This window comes from Streptomyces sp. NPDC029151 (assembly GCF_055564315.1).
On sequence record NZ_JBVHWQ010000001.1, the window covers coordinates 1,244,261 to 1,263,386 of the forward strand.

At 73.5% G+C, this 19,126-nt stretch carries 16 protein-coding genes; 6 read left to right on the plus strand and 10 right to left on the minus strand.

All coding sequences use genetic code 11. The annotated features are described in order from the left end of the window. Positions 1-106: 106 nt before the first annotated feature. From ACZ4VF_RS05000 to ACZ4VF_RS05040, 9 genes are all read right to left on the minus strand, one after another. Complete coding sequence (locus ACZ4VF_RS05000) at positions 107-1,774, minus strand: AMP-binding protein (protein WP_467923221.1); 1,668 nt, start codon at positions 1,772-1,774, stop codon at positions 107-109. Next, positions 1,771-2,892 (minus strand): Glu/Leu/Phe/Val dehydrogenase dimerization domain-containing protein, encoded by a 1,122-nt coding sequence (locus tag ACZ4VF_RS05005; protein WP_467923222.1) that lies wholly within the window; start codon positions 2,890-2,892, stop codon positions 1,771-1,773. The genes ACZ4VF_RS05000 and ACZ4VF_RS05005 overlap by 4 nt, the downstream gene beginning before the upstream one ends. Before the next feature lie 34 nt (positions 2,893-2,926). Beyond that, complete coding sequence (locus tag ACZ4VF_RS05010) at positions 2,927-3,490, minus strand: type 1 glutamine amidotransferase (RefSeq protein WP_467923223.1); 564 nt, start codon at positions 3,488-3,490, stop codon at positions 2,927-2,929. An 11-nt stretch (positions 3,491-3,501) separates the two neighbouring features. Continuing rightward, positions 3,502-4,305, minus strand: coding sequence for an amino acid kinase family protein (locus tag ACZ4VF_RS05015; RefSeq protein ID WP_467923224.1), 804 nt, complete (start codon positions 4,303-4,305; stop codon positions 3,502-3,504). Continuing rightward, on the minus strand, positions 4,302-5,360 hold the full coding sequence (gene argC, locus ACZ4VF_RS05020; RefSeq protein WP_467923225.1) for an N-acetyl-gamma-glutamyl-phosphate reductase: 1,059 nt from the start codon (positions 5,358-5,360) through the stop codon (positions 4,302-4,304). Before argC ends, ACZ4VF_RS05015 begins: the two co-directional genes overlap by 4 nt. After that, positions 5,357-6,205 carry an ATP-grasp domain-containing protein gene (locus ACZ4VF_RS05025; protein ID WP_467923226.1) on the minus strand — a complete coding sequence of 283 codons (849 nt, stop codon included), beginning with the start codon at positions 6,203-6,205 and terminating at the stop codon, positions 5,357-5,359. Before ACZ4VF_RS05025 ends, argC begins: the two co-directional genes overlap by 4 nt. Before the next feature lies 1 nt (position 6,206). Beyond that, the gene (locus ACZ4VF_RS05030) at positions 6,207-6,392 is read right to left on the minus strand and encodes a lysine biosynthesis protein LysW (protein WP_356162895.1); all 186 of its coding nucleotides are present in this window, start codon (positions 6,390-6,392) and stop codon (positions 6,207-6,209) included. 112 nt (positions 6,393-6,504) lie between these two features. Beyond that, positions 6,505-7,656 carry an isopropylmalate synthase gene (locus tag ACZ4VF_RS05035; RefSeq protein WP_467923227.1) on the minus strand — a complete coding sequence of 384 codons (1,152 nt, stop codon included), beginning with the start codon at positions 7,654-7,656 and terminating at the stop codon, positions 6,505-6,507. Positions 7,657-7,914: 258 nt separating this feature from the next. Continuing rightward, positions 7,915-8,655: an SDR family NAD(P)-dependent oxidoreductase gene (locus tag ACZ4VF_RS05040; RefSeq protein ID WP_467923228.1), complete on the minus strand. Its 741-nt coding sequence runs from the start codon at positions 8,653-8,655 to the stop codon at positions 7,915-7,917. Positions 8,656-8,756: 101 nt separating this feature from the next. Here ACZ4VF_RS05040 and ACZ4VF_RS05045 point away from each other — a divergent pair, with 101 nt between their 5' ends. After that, positions 8,757-9,152 (plus strand): MerR family transcriptional regulator, encoded by a 396-nt coding sequence (locus ACZ4VF_RS05045; RefSeq protein WP_467923229.1) that lies wholly within the window; start codon positions 8,757-8,759, stop codon positions 9,150-9,152. A gap of 12 nt (positions 9,153-9,164) precedes the next feature. On the opposite strand, the gene ACZ4VF_RS05050 is transcribed toward ACZ4VF_RS05045, so the two are convergent. Then, on the minus strand, positions 9,165-12,614 hold the full coding sequence (locus ACZ4VF_RS05050; RefSeq protein WP_467923230.1) for an AfsR/SARP family transcriptional regulator: 3,450 nt from the start codon (positions 12,612-12,614) through the stop codon (positions 9,165-9,167). A gap of 247 nt (positions 12,615-12,861) precedes the next feature. On the opposite strand from ACZ4VF_RS05050, the gene ACZ4VF_RS05055 reads away from it, so the two are divergent. The 5 genes from ACZ4VF_RS05055 to ACZ4VF_RS05075 all read left to right on the plus strand — a co-directional run bounded on the left by ACZ4VF_RS05055 (position 12,862) and on the right by ACZ4VF_RS05075 (position 19,119). Next, a complete protein-coding gene (locus ACZ4VF_RS05055; RefSeq protein WP_467923231.1) occupies positions 12,862-14,103 on the plus strand; it encodes an MFS transporter in 1,242 nt (413 codons plus the stop codon). A 342-nt stretch (positions 14,104-14,445) separates the two neighbouring features. Next, positions 14,446-15,693 (plus strand): IS701 family transposase, encoded by a 1,248-nt coding sequence (locus ACZ4VF_RS05060; protein ID WP_467923232.1) that lies wholly within the window; start codon positions 14,446-14,448, stop codon positions 15,691-15,693. Next, a complete protein-coding gene (locus tag ACZ4VF_RS05065) occupies positions 15,690-16,379 on the plus strand; it encodes a response regulator transcription factor (protein WP_467923233.1) in 690 nt (229 codons plus the stop codon). The genes ACZ4VF_RS05060 and ACZ4VF_RS05065 overlap by 4 nt, the downstream gene beginning before the upstream one ends. A gap of 152 nt (positions 16,380-16,531) precedes the next feature. Then, positions 16,532-17,911: an NtaA/DmoA family FMN-dependent monooxygenase gene (locus ACZ4VF_RS05070; protein WP_467923234.1), complete on the plus strand. Its 1,380-nt coding sequence runs from the start codon at positions 16,532-16,534 to the stop codon at positions 17,909-17,911. Then, complete coding sequence (locus ACZ4VF_RS05075) at positions 17,908-19,119, plus strand: LLM class flavin-dependent oxidoreductase (RefSeq protein WP_467923235.1); 1,212 nt, start codon at positions 17,908-17,910, stop codon at positions 19,117-19,119. The genes ACZ4VF_RS05070 and ACZ4VF_RS05075 overlap by 4 nt, the downstream gene beginning before the upstream one ends. Positions 19,120-19,126: the final 7 nt, after the last annotated feature.

The window sequence follows — 19,126 nt, forward strand, 5'->3', positions numbered from 1 at the left end:
TCCCCCCCCCCCCCCCCCCCCCTCCCCACTCCCCCCCCCCCCCCCCCCCCCCCCCCTCCCCCCCCCCCCCCCCCCCCCCCCCCCCCCGCCGTGCGGGACGGGAGGGTCAGGCTCCGGCGAGGCGCCGCCGCAGTTCCGCCTTCTTCACCTTGCCGGTGAGGGTCTTGGGCAGGGCCTCGGCCAGTTCCAGGCGGTCCGGCAGGAAGCGGGGGTCCTGCCCCCGGTCGAGCAGGTGCTCCCGCATCTCCCGGAGCGTGGGCCGGGTTCCGCCGCGCGGGACGACGAAGGCCACGACGGGGTCGTCCGTCCGCCCGGTGGGCCCGACCAGCGTCGCCTCGGCGATCTTCGGGTGGGCGCAGAGGATCGCTTCCAGCTCGGCCATCGGGACGACGTCCCCGTCCCGCAGGACGGCGTCCTTCGCCCGGCCCAGGACGCGGATGCCGCCGCGGCCGTCCTCCCGCGCCACATCGCCGGTGTCGAACCAGCCGTCCGCGCTCAGTTCCGCGTCGAAGGCGCGCTGGTTGCGGTAGTAGCCGAGCGCCTGGGAGGCGCCGCGCACCCGCAGCCGGCCGACCCGGGCCCGCCGGCCGGGGTCGTCGCACCGGTCGATGCGGATCTGCATGGCGTCGATCGCCCGGCCGTGGCTGTGCGCGGACCAGTCCTGGTCGTAGTCGAGCCGGCTGATGGTGATCGGGCCGAACTCCGACATGCCCCACACCGAGTAGGTGGCGGTGTCGAAGGTGTCGCGCAGCTCGTCCACCAGTTCCTGGAGCACCGGCTGGGCCCCGGTGACGGTGTAGCGCAGGCTGGACACGTCGTGCCGGTCGGCGCGCTGGGCCGCCGCCACTCCGAGGAGGGTGGGCGGCGGACCGTACAGCAGCGTGGCCCGGTACCGCTCCGCCAGGTCCAGCAGGCTGGTGTGGTTCCTGCCGTCCTGGAAGGCGACCGTCCCGCCGAGCATGACGCCCGCGAGGACGCCCTGGCCGAAGCCGGAGTAGTGCACCAGCGGCGTGGTGACGACGGCCACCAGGTCGTCGCGGAGCAGGAAGGCGTCCACGTAGCCGCGCACGCCCGAGTGAACGGTGTTCTGGCTGTGCACGACTCCCTTGGAGAAGCCGGTCGTACCTGAGGTGAACAGCACCACGAACGGCTCGTCGGGGCCGAGCGCGCGGCCCTCCAGGTCGCCCATGTGCGTGTCCTCCCAGGGCACCGCCACGAAGTGCTCGTGGAAGCCGAGCGTGCCCTCGGGAGCCCGGCCGCCGACCACCACGACGCGCTCCAGCGGCAGTTCGGGGCGGAGCGCGGCGACGTTCCGGGCGAGGGGATGTCCGTCCCACTCGGCGACCGTGACGCACAGCCGGGCGCCGGTGAGTTCGAGGCGGTGGCGCAGCTCCTCGCCCTGGCACTCCGGCGCGATGGGGCAGATGACGGCGCCGACGGCCATGCACGCGTACATCAGCGGCACCATCTCCCACCGGTTGGGCAGCTGGACCGCGACGACGTCCCCCCGCCGGACGTCGAGTTCGAGCAGCGCTCCGGCGAACCGGTCGGTGAGGAGGGAGAGTTCCGCGTAGTCGAAGGTGTCGGTGCGCGCCTCGCCCAGGCGGCGCCCGGCGACGGCCAGCTTGCGCGGCCGTATCCGGGCCTGCCGGCGCAGGTCGTCGAGGAACGTCTCGTCCCTCCACCAGCCGCGCGAGCGGTACTCGGCCGCGCGGTCCGTGGCCGGCGCCGGGGCCGGCGCCGGTATGGGTGCGGGGGGAACGATCGTCGTCATCGCAGTTCTCCACGTCGCACCGCGAGCAGCTCCGGCAGCGGGTCGCCGGCGCGTCCGGCGGCGATCTCCAGCAGGGCCCGGGTGTTGTCCCGTACCCGGTCGCCGATCCAGTCGAAGACCCAGGCCTTGCGGGCCTCGGCCGCCAGCTCGAAGGGCACGACCCGGGTGACGGCGAGGGCCGCCGCGCCGGCACCGCCGATGTTGGCGATGACGCCCGGCACCAGGGTGGCGCCGGCCGCCCGGGCCTTCTCCCGCGCCTCGGCGTCGGAGGCGAGGTTGGCGCCCTCGACCACCAGGCCGGCGCGCAGCCGGTGCGCGTTCTCGGCGTTCAGGGCGTGCTTCTGGGCGGCGAGGACCAGCAGGTCGGCGTCGACGTCGAGCCAGGCGTCGGGGCCGCTGGAGAGGGTGACGTGCTGCGGCAGGCGGGAGCGGTCGATCAGCCCGAACTCGTCGGTGACGGCGATCAGGTCGGCCACCGGCAGCCGGTCGGCGCTGATGGTGCCCTGCGCGTCCGCGACGCCCACGACGACGTGGCCGCGGTCCTCCAGGAACCGGGCGACCGCGCGGCCCACCGCGCCGAAGCCCTGCACCACGACCCGCGCGGGCTCGGTACGGCCGCTCGCCTCCAGGGCGGTGACGGCGGCGACGCCGACGCCGTGCCCGGTGACGTCGATGAGCGGCTCGTAGTAGGTGCGCCAGTCGATCGGCATGTCCGGGGCGCCCAGCCGGTAGCGCGGGTCGTAGCCCGCCTCGTCGAAGAAGACGGCCCGGTCGGCGGGGGTGACGCCCATGTCGATGCCGAGGTGGATGCCGCCGTGCAGCAGCGGCTTGACGGTGCGTCCGAAGGTGCGGAAGGTCTCCTCGCGGTCGCTGCCGTCGGAGACGATGCCGCCCTTGGCTCCGCCGATGCGCAGGCCCGCGAGGGTGAACTTGTGGGTCATGTCGCGGGCGAGGCCGGCCACCTCCTCCTGGGTCACCCCGGGGGTCATCCGGACGCCGCCCATCGCGAGGCCGTCGACCAGCGTGTCGATCACGACCCAGCTCCTGATGGTGCCGCCGCTGCCGTTCAGGTGCACGACGAGCGCGGGATCCTGCGTGGTGGTGTCGTCGAGGCTCATGTGCCGAGTACTCCCATCGGTTCGTGAGGTGCGTTCACTGGTAGAGCTGGGCGAAGCCCCGCAGGATCTCCAGGCCGTCGCTGCGGAACTCCAGGTGCGCCTGGGACCCGTGGATCCGGCCGTCGTCGGAGCGCAGGAACTCCACGGGCGCGTGTTCGGAGCGGCCGATGGAGCGGAAGCCCTCCGGGGCCTCCTGCAGGTAGAGGGTGTGCCGGTGGAAGACCGTCACGGTGGGCTTCACATGGGTGAAGAGGGGCTCTTCCTTGTCGACCTGGACCTCGTAGCCGCCGACCCGCTGCGGGCCCTCGGCCAGCTTGCCGCCGTTCGCGACCGCGAGGATCTGCATGCCGCCGCAGATGCCGAACACGGGGACGTCGGCGTTCATGACGAGGTCCACGAGCGGCTTGTAGTACTCCTGGTCGTAGGCGCGCACCTTGGTGCCGCTCAGGACGATCGCCTGGTAGCGGCCGTCGAGCCGGGCGGGCACGGAGGCCGCGTCGACGGTGTCGGTGTCCGAGCCCAGCGCCTCGAAGCGGCCGCGGAGCTGTTTCAGGGACAGGGTGCGGTTGTTGACAACCAGCACACGGGATTTCGCCACGGTGGTGCTCCTCAGGTTCGCGTGATGACGGTGCCGGTGCGGGCGGCGAGCAGGTCGGTGACCGGCGCGCTGCCGATGACGACCCGTTCCACGCCCCGGTCCAGGGCCTCGCCCGCGGCCCGCAGCTTCTTGCGCATGCCGCCGGTGGCCCCCTTGTCGCGGAACTCGGCGGCCGCCCCGGCGGTGATCTCGGACACCGGCTCGCCGTCGATCAGCAGGTGGGCGACGTCGGTGACGAGGATCAGGTCGGTGGCACCGGTGGCCCCGGCGATGGCGGCGGCGGCCCGGTCGGCGTCGGTGTTCACCTCCTGGCCCGCCTCGTTCCGGGCCAGCGGTGTGACGAGGTAGGCGTGCCCGGGCCGCAGTCCGGTCAGCGGCGCCGGGTCGACGCCGGTGATCGGGCCGACCAGGTTCTCCAGCTCGACCAGCTGCTTGTCCTTCCACCACCAGCGCTCGCCGGCGCCGGCCCGGACCAGGCCGTCGCTGCCGAGCAGCCGCCGGGCGGTGATGCCGCGCTGTCCGAGCCGGTTCAGCACCTCCCGGCCCAGCTCGGCGCTGACGGTCTTGATGTCGCCGATGACCTCCGGGGTGGTCCAGCGGCTCTGGTTGCCGTAGCGGTCGCGCAGGATCGCCGAGGGTTCGCTGTAGCGGGGGCTGAGCTGCTTCAGCGGCTTGGACCAGCCGTGCACGAGGACCAGCGGTCGCTCCTGGCCGTGCCCCGCGAGGTCGTCCCACCAGCCGCCGTCGAGGTCGGCCAGGCAGCTGCCGCCGAGCTTGACGACGGTCGGGGGGAGCTGTGCGTCCGTGCCGTTCACGCGGGCATCACCGGCTGCATGGTCAGGCCCGTGTCCTCGGGCAGGCCGAAGCGCTTGTTCACGGCCTGCACGGCCTGGCCGGCGGCGCCCTTGACCAGGTTGTCGAGGGCGGCGAGGACGACGATCCGGCCGCCGTCCGGGTCGTGCAGGGCGGTGACGTCGCAGTAGTTGGAGCCGAGCACGGCCTGCGGGTCGGGCACCGGGATCAGCGTCTCGTTGTGCCGGCGCACCCGGACGAACCGGTGTCCCTTGTAGAACCTGATGTAGGCGCGCTGGAGTTCCCGCTGGTCCACCTGCTCGTCGGTGTACACGTAGCAGCTGGCCAGCAGCCCGCGCACATGCGACACCCCGTACGCCGACATGGCCAGGGAGCCGACGCTGCCCGGCTTGCTGCGCTGCAGGAAGTCGCTGACCTCGGCGGCGTGCCGGTGGCCGGTGGGGGCGTACGGCGCGATGGCGCCGTTGCGCAGCGGGTGCAGGTCCGGGACGCGCATCTGCAGGCCGCCGCCGCTGGAACCGCTCTTCCCGTCGATCACCACGGTGCGCAGGTTCAGGCCGAGCCCGAGGGTGAGCGGGGCGAGCCCCAGGGTGATGGCGGTGGCGTAGCAGCCGGGCACCGAGATCAGCGCGGCGTCCGCCAGCTGGTCGCCGACCAGCTCCGGCACCCCGTAGACGAAGCGGTCGGCCAGCTCGGTGGCCCGCTCGGCCTTCGGGTACCAGCGGTCGTGCAGCTCCGGGGTGCGGATGCGGAAGGCGCCGCTGAGGTCGGCCACGCACGGGACGCGGTCGGCGAGTTCCGCGGCGAGCCGGGCGGAGACGGGGGCGGGCGTGGCGAGGAACACCACGTCGCACCGCTCGGCCACCCGGTCGGCCGTGACGGGCTCGACGGTCAGGCCCAGGTCGAGACGGAGCCCCGGGTGCAGCTCGGCCGGCCGCCGGCCGGCGCTGGAGTCGCCGCCCAGGAAGGTCAGTTCCATCTCGGGGTGCTGGGTGACCAGCCTGATGAGTTCCCCGCCGGCCAGCCCGGAGGCGCCGGCGATTCCCACACGGATCATTCGAGTGTCTCCTGGACGTGACGGACCACGACCGACGCGATGTCGACCCCGGTCGTGGAGGCGACTCCCCGCCAGGCGGGGGCGTGGTTGACCTCGTTGACGAGATAGCCCGACGGGGTCTTGAACAGGTCGACCCCGTAGATGCCGCTGCCGAGCCGGTCCACGACGCCGTCCACGATCTTCTGCACGTCGGGGTCGTGGGCGAGGGCACGGCTCTGGTTGCCGAGGGCCGCGTTGCTGCGCCAGTCCGCGCCCGCGCTCTCGAACTCGGCGGCGGCGACGATCTCGCGGCCGACGACCAGGCAGCGGATCGAGCCGCCGCCGAGGTACGGCTCCACCAGGCAGGCCTGCTCGAAGGCGTGGCCGAGGTCCTCGACGTAGTCGTAGACGGACTGCGCCAGGTCGGCGTCGCGGACCAGCGTCACCCGCTTGCCCATGCCGCCGTAGACCGGCTTGAGCACGACCGGTACGCCCAGGTCGTCCAGTGCCTTCTCGAAGTCCTTGCGGGACAGGGCGAGCCGGAAGTCCGGCACCGGGACACCGGCCTCGCGCAGGACGGCCCGCAGGACCAGCTTGTTCTCGCAGGAGTGGATCGCGGAGGCCGAGTTGAGGACGCGGAAGCCGTCGGCCTCGGCGAGGGTGGCGATCAGGCCGCCCCGGGTGTAGCTGCGGCTGCGCACCATCAGGGCGTCGTAGCCCTTGACGGACAGGGCGTCGCGGTGGCCGGCGCACAGGGACTCGTCGTTGACCCAGTCGATCCGCAGGCCGAAGTCCTGGGCGGTCTCGATCAGCCGGCGTTCCTCCCAGCCGACCCGGTCCGCGACGATGGCGACTCGGTTGGCCATGTCACTGGCCCCAGTCACGGAGCTGGACCTCGACCATCTGGAGGGTCAGCCGGCCGTCCTCGATGCCCTCGATGCGCAGGGTCAGCATGCACTCGGGGCAGGAGAGGGTCTCGCCCTCGACCATCTCGGGCACGGTCAGGTCGGTCTCGCACTCGGGGCACGAGCCGGTGAGAACAGCGGTGCTCATCGCGGAACTCCGTTCACGGTGAGGGGTGGAGAGGGGAAGGTGGAGAGGGGAAGGCGCGGAGTGAGGTCTGAGGGAGGAGGCAGGGCGCGTACGGTCGCGGCGCGGGACGCGCTCAGGCGGCCTGGAAGTCGATGGCGGCCTTGCGGACCGCCTCCTGGTCCAGCACGGGGGCGCCGTTGCTCTCCTGCCGCTGGACGAGCCAGGCGGTGAAGGCCTCGGTGTCGACGTCGATGCCCGAGCCGGCCAGCGCCCACTTGACGAGGGCCGGGGAGAGGCGGGTACGGACCCGCAGTTCCCGGCTGTTGCCGACGAGTTCGGCCGGCAGCGTCTCGTACGCCTCCGGGTGGCTGAGCTGGCCCGGCAGCTCGTAGGCGAAGGCGTGCGGTGTCGTCGGGCCGGACTGGAAGGCGCTGCCGAGGCCGGCGCCCCTGAGGGCCGCCCGGGACAGCTCCGTGAGGTGGGTCAGGTCGAAGCGGGTGTCGCCGTGGATGACGCGCAGCGAGGTGAGCAGCTCGGCCAGGGGGGCGTTTCCGCCGCGCTCGCCGATGCCGCCGACGGTGGCCGAGATCCACCGGGCTCCCGCGCGGACGGCGGCGAGGGAGTTGGCGACGGCCATGCCCAGCATGTTGTGGGAGTGGATCTCGATCTCGGAGCCGTCGATGGCGGTGAGGTCGGAGATCACCTCCTCCATCTGCCAGGGCGAGAGGTAGGCGACGGTCTCCGCGAGCCGGAACCGGTCGGCTCCGGCCTCGAAGCCGGCGGTGACGTAGGGCACGAGCCGGCCCTTGGGGGTGCGGGCGCCGTCCTCACCGCTGAAGGTGACGTGGAAGCCGCGCTCCTTGGCCTGCTCGATCGCCGAACGCGCCAGCACCTGCAGGAACTTGGCGCTGGGCGAGCCGAGCTTCAGCTTGGCGTGCTGCTCGGAGGTGGGGATGGAGTACATGATGTGCCGCACGCCCAGGCGCTCGGCCTCGTCCAGGGCCCTGCCGACCTGCTCGCGGTCGCGCACCACCACGAGGGTCATGCTGCGCTCGGGCCCGATCGCCTCGTGCGTGGCGAGCACCAGGTCGGCGTCCTTGGAGTTCGGGCCGGAGACCATGCCGACCTCGACCAGGTCGATACCGGTCCTCACCAACAGCTCGGAGATGACCGTGGCGTCCTTCGGACCGAATTCGACACCTCCCATGTGAGCGGAGTCGCGCAGGGTCGCGTCGGACAGATGGGGCAGATACGGAAGGCTGCCCTCGTTCTCTGATTCAGCCATTGCGTTCCCTCCTTTTCCGGAACCTGCTTCCTTTTCGACACGGAACATGCTGCGCGACCCCGTGCAAAGAAGCGATGGCCGCTCTGTCAGAGCTGTGTCAAGGGCTGTCAGGGAATGTCACGCGCGGCAAGAAGTGCGAATGATTCTCAGGCTCCGGCCATTCCGGGAACCGCTTGTCGTCTGTCTTTGAATGAAAACCGCCCCCGCCGGCTGGGCCGGCGGGGGCGGTTCGGGGTCCGTCGTACGGTTCTGAATCCGTCAGGCGGTGTAACCGCCGTCCACGGCGAGGGCGGTACCGGTGATGTAGCGGCCGGCCGGGCCCGCCAGATAGGCCACCGCGGCGGCGATGTCCTCCGCCTCGCCGTAGCGGCCCAGGGCGGTGAGGGAGGCCTGCCACTCGGCGGAGTCACCGTCGGCCGGGTTCATGTCGGTGTCGATCGGGCCCGGGTCCACGACGGTGGCGGTGATCCCGCGCGGCCCCAGCTCCCGGGCGAGGCCCTTGGTCAGACCGACGAGCGCGGTCTTGGCCATCGCCTGGAGGACGAAGTTCCCCGCGGGGACACGGCCGTTGAAGCACGAGCCGATGCTGATGATCCGGCCGCCGTCGCCCATGTGCCGGGCGGCGGCCTGGGAGGCCAGGAACACCGACCGGACGTCGGCGGCGAGCACCTTGTCCAGGTACTCGGGGGTCACCTCGTCCAGCGGGCCGTAGGCGAGGAAGCCCGCGTTGTTCACCAGGATGTCGATGCCGCCCAGCTCGCGCACCGTCTGCTCCACGGCCTCGGCCGCGTCGTTCGGCCGGGTCAGGTCGGCCCGGACGACCGCGGCCCTGCCGCCGCTCTCCTCGATGCTCTTGGCGACCCCGCGGGCCTGGTCCTCCGCCTGCACGTAGGTCAGCGCGACCGCGGCACCGGCGTCGGCCAGCCGCTTCGCCACCGCCGCACCGATACCGCGGCTGCCGCCGGTCACCAACGCCACTTTGCCGGTCAGGTCACTCATGGGACTTCCTCCGTAGACGGCTCGATGTTCGTCGCACCGCTACGCTAGAAGCTGACACCGGTGTGAGATTCAAGTCCTCCGTGAGGACAGGGGGTTGGACGATGCGGATCGGTGAACTGGCCAGGCGCAGCGGGGTCAGCGAGCGGTCGCTGCGCTACTACGAGGCCCAGGGGCTGCTCACGTCCGAGCGGACCCCCGGCGGCCACCGCGACTACGGCGAATGGGCCGTCGACCGGGTCATCCGCATCCAGGCGCTCTACGCCGCCGGCCTGAACAGCAAGAAGATCGCCCAGCTGCTGCCGTGCATGCGCGACGGCGACGGCACACCGAGCGCGAGCGCGACCCCACGGCTCGTGGACGAGCTGACCGCGGAACGCGACCGGCTCGACCGGATGATCGCCGACCTGGTCCGCTCCCGGGACGTCCTGGACGGTGTCATCAGCACCGCCTCCGAGGGCCTGGGCGCCGCCACCCTCTCCGGCACCGGCGGCGGCTGACCGCCCGGTGGTTCAGGCCGCCTTGTCCGCGAGTGCGGCCAGGGCGGTGCGCGCGTGGTGCTCCGCCTCGGCGGGACTCAGCCACGCCCCGCGCTCGAACGCCTCGGTGAAGGCCCGCCCGCCCAGGGCGCCCCGGGCCGCCGCGGTGATCCGGTCGACGTCGCCCCGTTCCGCGGGCGGCAGGGGCGCGCCCACGCTGCGGCGCGCGGCATGGGCGGCGCCGAGGAGCAGGGCCGCGCAGGTGGCGCCGGAGCGGTGCCCGCACAGCGCGGCCGTGCCGGCGAGTCCCTCCAGGGACAGGGCGAGGGCGCGCGGCTCGTCCAGGCAGCGGGCGATGCGCAGACCGCGCAGGTGGTGGGTGGCGGACCGGGCGGCGTCGCCGCGGAGTTCGGCGATGAACCCGAGTTCGGCGTGGAGCAGGTGGTCACCGGCCGGTGAGGAGACGTCGGCGTGGGCGTCGCGGATGCGCAGCAGGTGCGCCTCGGCCGCGTCGATGTCCCCGGAGCGCCGCGCGCCGAGCGCCAGGCCCATGTCGGCGTGGATCTCCCCGTACTTGTAGCCCTGTTCGACGGCGATACGACGGGCCTGCTCGTGCAGTTCGCGGGCGCGGTCGAAGTCCTGGGCGAGCAGCGCGAGCCGGCCGAGCCCGGACAGCCGGGCCGACACCTCGGCCTCCAGGCTCAGCTCCCGGGCGATCTGCAGCCCTTCGTGCTGGCGGTGCGCCGCCTGCGCGTACTCCCCCTTGATCTCGGCGAGCGCGGCGAGCGGTGAGACGGTCTGCAGTTCCCCCCAGCGGTCGCCCAGTTCACGGAAGAGGGCGCGGCTGCGCCGTCCGTCGCGGGCCAGGCCGTCCAGGTCGCCGCGGACCAGGGCGAGCGCCGCCCGCAGGCCCAGCGCCGCGGCGATGCCCCACTGCTCGTCCGCGGCCTCGAAGTGCAGGAGCGCGCGGGTGTTGAGCGCGCTGCTGCCGTCGAGGTCGCCGACGCCGAACCTGCCGTAGGCGTTCAGCCACAGTGCCCGGGCGCGGCGCACGGGGTCGGGTACGGCGTCGGCGCGGCAGGTCACCGTGCGCTCCCCGGTCAGCAGTACGAATCCGCCGTGCAGGAGGGCAAGTTCCGGGTCGCAGTGGCCCGTGGTGGCCGCGAGTACGGCGGCCAGGGCGCGGCGGGCCTCGGTGAGCCGCCCGCGCAGCAGCCACCACCAGGACAGGGCGGTGGCGAGCCGTACGGCCTCCTCGCTGCGTCCGTCGGCGGCCCGTCGTACCGCCTCGTCGAGGGCGGCGCGCAGGTTGCACGCCTCGGTGTCCAGGCGGGCGAGCCAGTCCCGCTGTTCGGGACCGCGCAGCCGGTGCTCGGCGTGTTCGGCGAGCGCGAGGTAGTGGCGCAGGTGGCGTTCGCGGGCCGCGGCCTCGTCGGCGGACTCGCGCAACCGCTCGGCGGCGTAGGCGGCGACCGACTCCAGGAGGCGGTAGCGGGGGCCGGCGGGGCCGTCCGTGACCACCACGAGGGACTTCTCCACCAGCCGGGTGACGAGGTCGAGCACGTCGGCGCCGGCGACGCCCTCGCCCGCGCACACCGCTTCCGCCGCGTCGAGGCCGCAGCCGTCGCGGTGCACGGCGAGGCGGCTCAGGACGAGGCGTTCGGGCGGGCTGAGCAGCTCCCAGCTCCAGTCGATCATCGCGCGCAGGGTCTGCTGGCGGGCGGGCGCGCCCCGCTGCCCGGAGTTCAGCACCCGGAACCGGTTGCCGAGGCGGGCGGCCAGCTCCCTCACGCCCAGGGCGCGCACCCGGGTCGCCGCCAGCTCCAGGGCGAGCGGGATGCCGTCCAGCCGGCGGCAGATCTCGGCCACGGCGGCGTGCTCCGCTTCCTCGCCCGTGCCGAGCCGGAGACCGGGGGCGCAGGCGGCGGCCCGCTCGGTGAACAGGCGTACGGCGTCGGCGGTGGGGAGCGGCTCGACCAGGAACACGGCCTCGCCGGCCAGGGCCAGCGGTTCCTGGCTGGTGGTGAGGATGCGCAGCTGCGGGGCGCTGCGCAGGAGCAGCGCGACCAGTTCGGCGGCGGCCGCGACGACGTGCTCGCAGTTGTCCAGCACCAGCAGGGTACGGCGGTCGCGCAGGGCGGCGGTCAGCCGGTGCACGGGGGAGGCGGTCGCGGCGCCGGTGGCGGGCGGGGTGGAAGGGGCGTCGTCCCGGATGCCGAGGGTCGCGGCGACGAGGCCGGCGAGGTCGTCCGGGGTGGCGCTGCGCACCCCCGCGAACTCCACGAACCAGGCCCCGTCGGGCAGGTCCCCGCCGCCGGTCACCGCGTCCTGCGCGGCGGCCACGGCCAGGCGGGTCTTGCCGACCCCGCCGGGCCCGGTGAGCGTCACGAGCCGCTGCCGCCCGAGCATCCGGGCGATCAGCCCGAGCGCCTCCTCCCGCCCGATGAGCGCGGTGAGGGGCACGGGCAGGCCGGGCGACGGGGCGGCGGCCTGCGGGACTCCGGGGTGCGGGACTCCGGTGTGCGGGGACGGCGGGGCGGACGGGGGCGGGGCGGGCGCCGTCGCGGCATGCGGCCGGTCGGTGTGCTGCGGGTCGGTGAGCGGTGGGCCGGTGTGTGCGCGCCCGGCGTGCGGGAGGGGAGCGTGCGGCGGCGCACTCTTCGGTGAAGCGGCGTACGACGGTGCTCCGTGCGCTGGACCGGCGTACGGCCGCGCCCCCCGCGAGGAGCCCGGGTAGGGCTGCGCCGCGTCCAGGGCCGGGTCCTGGCGGAGCATGGCCTGGTGGAGGGCGCTCAGAGCGGGGGCGGGGCAGGCGCCGAGTTCGGTGGCGAGGCGGGTGCGCAGGTCCTCGTACGACGCGAGGGCCTCGCCCTGGTGGCCGGCCCGGTACAGCGCCCGCATCTGCACGGCCCGCAGCCGTTCCCGCAACGGATGCTCGGCCACGAGCGCGGCCAGTTCGCCGGCGAGCAGCAGGTGGTCCCCCGCCGCCAGCCGGGCCTCGGCCCGCTCCTCCAGCACGGCCAGCCGCTGTTCCGCGAGGCACTCCCGGGCCGCGCGGACGAACTCCTCGTCGGCGAAGTCCGCGTACGCGGGCCCGCGCCACAGTCCGAGGGCCTCGGTGAGCAGGTCGGCCCGTGTCCGCGGGTCCGCGACGGAGCGGGCCTCGGCCACGAGCCGGCCGAACCGGTCGGCGTCCACGTCGTCGGCGGGGCCGAGCCGCAGCCCGTACCCCGGCGGCTGCCGCAGCAGCCGTTCCCGGCCGAGCACCCGGCGCAGCTGCGAGACCTTGGCCTGCAGCGCGCCCGCCGGATTGCCGGGGAGCCGCTCGCCCCACAGGTCGTCGATGAGGCGGTCCGCGGAGACCGGGCCGCCGTCGTGCGCGAGCAGATCCGCCAGCAGCGCCCGCACCTTGGTCTCGGGGACCTGGAGCCGCTCCCCGTCGTCGTCCCACACCGCGAGTGGTCCGAGCACCCCTAACCGCATGTGCACCACCGTACCCGTTCCGTAATACGTCCGCTCGGCTCCGGTTCCGTACCGGGCCCGATCCGTTCCGGCACCGGCCCCGAAGCGTTCCCGAAGGCTTTCCGAAGCATTCCCGAAGCGGCCGCGCGCACAGTCGTGACTCCCCGGATGTCCGGCTGCCGGGTGTGCCCGGCGGCGTCACGGCAGGCCCCTCTCTTCCCCGGCCGCGACCCACGGGCATCGCACCAGCAGAGACGGAGCACACCCCATGAGCGCCTCACCCGACACCGCCGCCGCTGCCGCCCCCGGTGCCGCGCCGCCCACCGGGCGGGCGGGCGAGGAGCCGCGGCAGAGACTTCCGATGCTCGCACTGCTCGCCCTGGCCACCGCGGTGTTCGTCACCAGCCTGACCGAGACGCTGCCCGCGGGCCTGCTCCCCGGCATGAGCCACGCCCTGGGGGTGAGCGAGTCCGCGACCGGGCAGACGGTCACGGTCTACGCCGTCGGCACCGCGCTCACCGCGATCCCGCTGACGGCGGCCACCGCGGGCTGGCGGCGCAAGCGGCTGCTGCTCACCGCCGTCGCGGGCTTCGCCGTGGCCAACACGGTCACGGCCCTGTCGTCCGTCTACGGCCTGACGATGGTGGCCCGCTTCCTCGCGGGCGTCGCCGCGGGCCTCGCGTGGGCCCTGCTCGCCGGCTACGCGCGGCGCATGGCGCCGGTTCCCCTCCAGGGCCGGGCCATCGCCGTCGCCATGGCGGGCATCCCGGTGGCGCTCTCCCTCGGCGTGCCCGCCGGGACCTTCCTCGGCCAGGCCCTCGGCTGGCGCGTGGCGTTCCTGGCGATGACGGCGCTCACGGTGGTGCTGCTGGGGTGGATCACCGCCGCCGTGCCCGACTACCCGGGCCAGCGGCGGGGCGAACGCCCCCGGATGCTGCGGGCGCTGGGTGTCCCGGGTGTGCGCCCGGTGCTCTTCGTCACGCTCGTCTTCGTGCTGGCCCACACGGTGCTGTACGCGTACATCGCCACCTTCCTGGACGACCTGGGCATGGGCGGCCAGACCGATCTGGTCCTGCTCGCCTTCGGCGCGACCTCGCTGTTCGGCATCTGGATCGTGGGCGCCCGGATCCAGTACCGGCTGCGCGCGCTGACCGTCGCCAGCACGCTGCTGGTGGCCGCCGCCGCCGCGCTGCTCGCGGCGCTGGGCGACGGCGGCCCCCTGGTGTACGTCGCGGCCGCCCTGTGGGGACTGGGCTGGGGCGGACTGCCCACCCTGCTGCAGACCGCCGTCGGCGACGCTGGCGGCGACCAGGCCGACGCGGCGCAGGCGATGCTCGTCACGCTCTGGAACGTGGCCATGGCCGGCGGGGGCGTACTGGGCGGCGTGCTGCTGGACGCGACCGGCAGCGGTTCCTTCCCCTGGACGGTGCTGCTGCTCCTGGGGCCGGTGCTGGCGGTGGTGCTCGCCGCGCGCCGCCATGGCTTCCCGGCGCGACGACGCGCAACGTGATGTTCACACACCCGTGAGGGTACGCGGGCTTTCTTTTCGGACCTTCTCCGCCGGCGGCCCCGGCCGTCGGCGGAATATCCGGTTCACACCGCCTGACCAGTGGAAACCGATTCTCCTCCGGGGGTCCGGGAAGGGGCGCAAGGGCTTTCCCCGGCCCCCTGGCCGACCCCGGCCACACCCCTCCTCCGACCGTGTTTGCGCAGGTCAGCGGCCGAAATGGCAAAGTGACAGCACAACGCGTGAAAATGGCGATGCAGCCGGTAGCTTTATCCCTCGTACGACTGCACGTACAACCACACGAACACAGTGGGGCGACACGACTGCGAGGGGGCGTAGTTCAACATGTCGTCATTGGGAGTGCGCGTCGCTGCCGGGGATCGCGAGCGCATACAGACGTTTGTTGAAAGCGTATTCAATCCGCTGCACCGGGCGGAACAACGCCGCTGGGCCCGGGCCTACTTGTGGGGACTCATCCACACCCCCGGCAAGAAGACTCCGCGGCGCATGGCCGAGGCCGGTTCAATGCCGGCCGGCGCGGCTCACGGTCTGCACCAGTTCATCAACAGCAGCACCTGGGCCTGGGAACCCGTACGCCGCGCGCTCGGCCGGACCATCGCGGCGCACCGGCCGGCGTACGCCTGGACGGTCGCCGATCTCCTGATCCCGAAGCAGGGCGAGCACTCGGTGGGGGTGCACCGTCGCCTGGACCAAGCGACCGGACGCACCGTCAACTGCCAGCGCGGCGTGGGGCTCTTCCTGTCGACGGACACCCGGTGCTTCCCCGTCGACTGGAGCCTCGTCCTCGACGGAGCGTGGGACTGGGACGATCTGCGCAGGCGCCGTGCACGGATACCGGACACGGAGACCGGGCGCCCCGTGGGGGCGTTCGTCCTCGGCTTCGCCGCCGGGGTCACCGCGGCGCACCCGCCGCTGCCCACGGCGCCCTGGGTACTGAATCTGACGCAGCGGTGCGACGACGCGAGCGGTGTCATGGCCGGACTCGCCCGCCGGGGGCTCGACTTCGTGTGCGAGGTCGACTCCGGGCAGATCGTCCTCGTCGGACGTCCCTCCCCCAGGGTGATCACCGTCGGGGAGCTGATGGAGGAACCGCACGCCCGGCAGCCGCACGTGCTGCTGCGCCCCACCGAGCACGGAGTGTCCCGGGCCGTACGGGTCAACGCGTACGCGGGGCCGGTCCGTCTGTCCCAGCGCGGGGCCGCCAAGGACGGCGTCTCGCGGACGTACCACGTCCTCGAACAGGTCTCCGCCGACGGCGGGCAGCCGGCGCGGTACTGGGTCACCAGCCTGATGGACCGGGGCGTGGAGGAGGTCCTGGCACTGGCCCGGAGCCAGGCCCTCGCCCGCCGGACCGTCGCCACGCTGCGGGAGGGGTTCGGGGTGCTCGACTTCGAGGGCCGCTCCTTCCCCGGCTGGCACCATCACATGACCATGGTCTCGGCGGCGTACGCCTGCCGGCAGCTGTGCGGCGTTCCCGACGCCGTCCCCGCGCCGGTATCGGGGCCGGCCGAGGCCGGCCCCGATACCGCGGACTACTGGGCGGACGCCGGAGCGAAAGGCCTGGGAGCGTGAAGAAAGTGCTGGTCGTAGAGCCGGACGCCACCACGGCCGAGGCTACCGCGGGTGATCTGCGCCGACAGGGCTACGCCGCCCACACCGTCGACCGGGGGTCACGGATCCTCCGTTCCTACCACGACGCCGATCTGGTGCTGCTCTCCCTGGATCTGCCCGACATCGACGGACTGGAGGTCTGCCGCACGCTGCGGGCGGAAAGCGATATTCCGCTGATCGCCTGCACGCACCGGGACAACGAACTGGAAAGGGTCCTCGCGCTCAAGGCGGGAGCGGACGACTGCGTGCTGAGGACGTGGAGTCCGCGCGAGATCGGCGCGCGGATCGAAGCGGTGCTGCGGCGGACCCGCCCGCACTCCGTCGGCGCCGACAGCATCTCGCTCCGGCCGCTGCACATCGACCCGCGGACGCGGGAGGTGCGGCTGCGCGACCGTGTCGTCGACGTGACGGCCACGGAGTTCGAGCTGCTCTACACCCTGGCCGCCCGGCCCGACTCCGTCGTCTCGCGCAAGGAGCTGATGGCCAAGGTCTGGGGCAGCAACTGGGTGAGCACCAGCCGCACCATCGACACGCACGTGAGCAGCCTGCGGGCGAAGCTCGGCTCCAGCCGCTGGATCATCACGGTGCGCGGGGTCGGCTACCGCATGGGACACGTCGGGCAGGTCCCGGAGATGTCCGCGGGCTGACCCGCGCGGGCCGCCGTCGAGGACCCCGGGAACGCGCGGTGCCGGTCACCGCGCGTGCCCGGGGCGGTTCCCCCTGCGCTTGAGACCCCGCACGCACGTGAGAACCGCGCGCGGGACCCCGTACCCGAGACCCGCGCTTCAGAAGGAGCATCGTGCCGAAACAGATCCATCTCGCGGCCCAGTTGCCGGGCATCCACAACGTCACCGTCTGGTCGGACCCCCGCTCCGGGAGCCAGATCGCCATCGGCTCCTTCGTGCACCTCGCGCGGACCGCGGAACGCGGGAAGTTCGACTTCTTCTTCCTCGCCGAAGGACTGCGGCTGCGCGAACACAAGGGTTCCGTCTACGAGCTGGACGTGGCCGGCCGCCCGGACAACCTGACCATGCTGAGCGCTCTGGCCGCCACCACCACCCGTCTCGGGGTCGCCGCCACCGTCAACGCCACGTTCAACGAACCCTACGAGGTGGCGCGCCGGCTGGCGACCCTGGACCACCTCAGCGGCGGACGGGCCGGCTGGAACGTGGTGACCAGCTTCGACGCCTTCACCGGGGAGAACTTCCGCCGCGGCGGCTTCCTCGCCGAGTCCGACCGCTACACCCGCGCCGCCGAGTTCCTGGCCACCGCACGTGAGCTGTGGGACAGCTGGGCCGCCGGGGACGTGCCCGCGGATCCGGTGTCCGGGCGGTTCGTACGGCCCGGGGCCGGTGAGTTCGCCCACCACGGCGGGCACTTCGACATCACCGGGCGGTTCACCACCCCGCGCAGCCCCCAGGGACACCCCGTGGTCATCCAGGCCGGGGAGTCCGACGCGGGCCGTGACTTCGCGGCGTCGGACGCCGAGGTGGTCTTCAGCAAGTACAACCGGCTGGAGGAGGCCCGCGCCTTCTACCGGGACGTCAAGGGCTGGCTCGCCCGGTACGGCCGGTCACCGGACGACCTGCGGATCATGCCCACCGCCACCGTCGTCGTCGCCGACACCGACGCGGAGGCCGCGGCCTACGCCGACGAGATCACTCGCGCCCAGGTGAGCCCGCAGACCGCCATCGCCCACCTGGAGGCCGTCTGGGGCCGCGACCTGTCCGCGTACGACCCGGACGGCCCGCTGCCCGACATCGACCCCGAACCGGAGTCGCTGGTCCTGAAGGGGCACTCCGTGTTCCGCACGGGCCGGGCCGAGACCGCCCGGCGCTGGCGGGCCCTCGCCGGGGAACGCGGGCTGAGCATCCGCGAGCTGGTCATCGAGGTGCACGGCGGGCAGACCTTCGTCGGCAGCCCGCACACCGTCGCCGACGCCATCGACCACTTCGTGCAGACCGACGGCGCGGACGGCTTCGTCTTCGCCACACATCTGACGCCCGGCGGCCTGGACGACTTCGTCGACCGGGTGGTGCCCCTGCTCCAGGAGAAGGGCGTCCACCGCCCCGACTACACCGGCACGACGCTGCGGGACCACCTCGGCCTGCGCGGACTGCCGGACACCGGGCGCACGTCCGCAGCCGCTTCGGCCCAACGGGAAGGCAGCGCATCGTGAACGACAGCCCCCTGCACCTCGCCGTCGCCCTGGACGGCGCCGGCTGGCACCCCGCGGCCTGGCGGTCCGCGGGAGCCCGGCCCGGCGCCCTGTTCACGCCCGGATACTGGGCGGACCTGGTCGCCGAGGCCGAGCGCGGCCTCCTCGACCTCGTCACCTTCGAGGACGCGCTCGGCCTGCAGTCGGCCGCACCGCACCGTCCCGACGACCGGACCGACCAGGTCCGCGGCAGCCTGGACGCGGTCCTGCTCGCCTCCCATCTCGCCCTGCTCACCACGCACCTCGGCCTGGTCCCCACGGTCAACGTCACCCACACCGAGCCCTTCCACGTCGCCGTGGGCATCGCCACCCTCGACCATGTCAGCGAGGGCCGCGCGGGCTGGCGGCCGCAGATCGCCTCGCGCGCCGCCGACGCCGCCCACTTCGGCCGCCGTACGACCCCGCAGCTGACCGACGACGACATCCGCGACCCCGAACTGATCGCCGCACGGCTGCGCCCGCTGTTCGCGGAGGCCACCGACGTGGTGGAGGTGGCCCGGCGGCTGTGGGACAGCTGGGAGGACGACGCGGAGATACGGGACACGGCCACGGGCCGCTTCCTCGACCGCGACAAGCTGCACCACATCGACTTCGAGGGCGCCTCCTTCAGCGTCAAGGGCCCCTCGATCACCCCGCGCCCGCCGCAGGGCCAGCCGGTGGTGGCGAGCCTCGCGCACGCCTCGACGCCGTACGAGTTCGCGGCGCGCGCCAGCGACGTCGTCTTCGTGACACCGTTCGACCGCGCGGGCGCCAAGGCGGTCCTGGCGCAGGTGGACGAGGCCGCCGACCGCGTGGGCCGGGACCTGCGGGACCGGCCGCTGCGCAGGTTCGCGGACCTCGTCGTCTTCCTGGACGACGAGCCCGGCGCCGCCGCCCGCCGCAAGGAGCGCCTGGACGCGCTGGACGGAGCGGAGTACGCCTCGGACGCCCTCGTCTTCACGGGCACCCCCGGTGAACTGGCCGACCTGCTGCTCGACTGGCGTACCGCCGGACTGGACGGCTTCCGCCTGCGCCCCGGCGCGCTGCCGCACGACCTCACCGCGGTCACCCGGCGGCTGGTCCCGGAACTGCGCCGCCGCGGCGCGTTCCGCGACGCGTACGGCACCGGGACCCTGCGCGAGCGGCTGGGCCTGCGAAGGCCCCGCAACCGGTACGCGGCGCAGGGCTGATCACCGC

Bases quoted from the DNA above. Each gene is read 5' to 3' on its own strand.
- ACZ4VF_RS05000 (WP_467923221.1), bottom strand. From the start codon at position 1,774: ATGACGACGATCGTTCCCCCCGCACCCATACCGGCGCCGGCCCCGGCG.
- ACZ4VF_RS05005 (WP_467923222.1), bottom strand. From the start codon at position 2,892: ATGAGCCTCGACGACACCACCACGCAGGATCCCGCGCTCGTCGTGCAC.
- argC (WP_467923225.1), bottom strand. From the start codon at position 5,360: ATGATCCGTGTGGGAATCGCCGGCGCCTCCGGGCTGGCCGGCGGGGAA.
- ACZ4VF_RS05025 (WP_467923226.1), bottom strand. From the start codon at position 6,205: ATGGCCAACCGAGTCGCCATCGTCGCGGACCGGGTCGGCTGGGAGGAA.
- ACZ4VF_RS05030 (WP_356162895.1), bottom strand. From the start codon at position 6,392: ATGAGCACCGCTGTTCTCACCGGCTCGTGCCCCGAGTGCGAGACCGAC.
- ACZ4VF_RS05035 (WP_467923227.1), bottom strand. From the start codon at position 7,656: ATGGCTGAATCAGAGAACGAGGGCAGCCTTCCGTATCTGCCCCATCTG.
- ACZ4VF_RS05040 (WP_467923228.1), bottom strand. From the start codon at position 8,655: ATGAGTGACCTGACCGGCAAAGTGGCGTTGGTGACCGGCGGCAGCCGC.
- ACZ4VF_RS05045 (WP_467923229.1), top strand. From the start codon at position 8,757: ATGCGGATCGGTGAACTGGCCAGGCGCAGCGGGGTCAGCGAGCGGTCG.
- ACZ4VF_RS05050 (WP_467923230.1), bottom strand. From the start codon at position 12,614: ATGCGGTTAGGGGTGCTCGGACCACTCGCGGTGTGGGACGACGACGGG.
- ACZ4VF_RS05055 (WP_467923231.1), top strand. From the start codon at position 12,862: ATGAGCGCCTCACCCGACACCGCCGCCGCTGCCGCCCCCGGTGCCGCG.
- ACZ4VF_RS05060 (WP_467923232.1), top strand. From the start codon at position 14,446: ATGTCGTCATTGGGAGTGCGCGTCGCTGCCGGGGATCGCGAGCGCATA.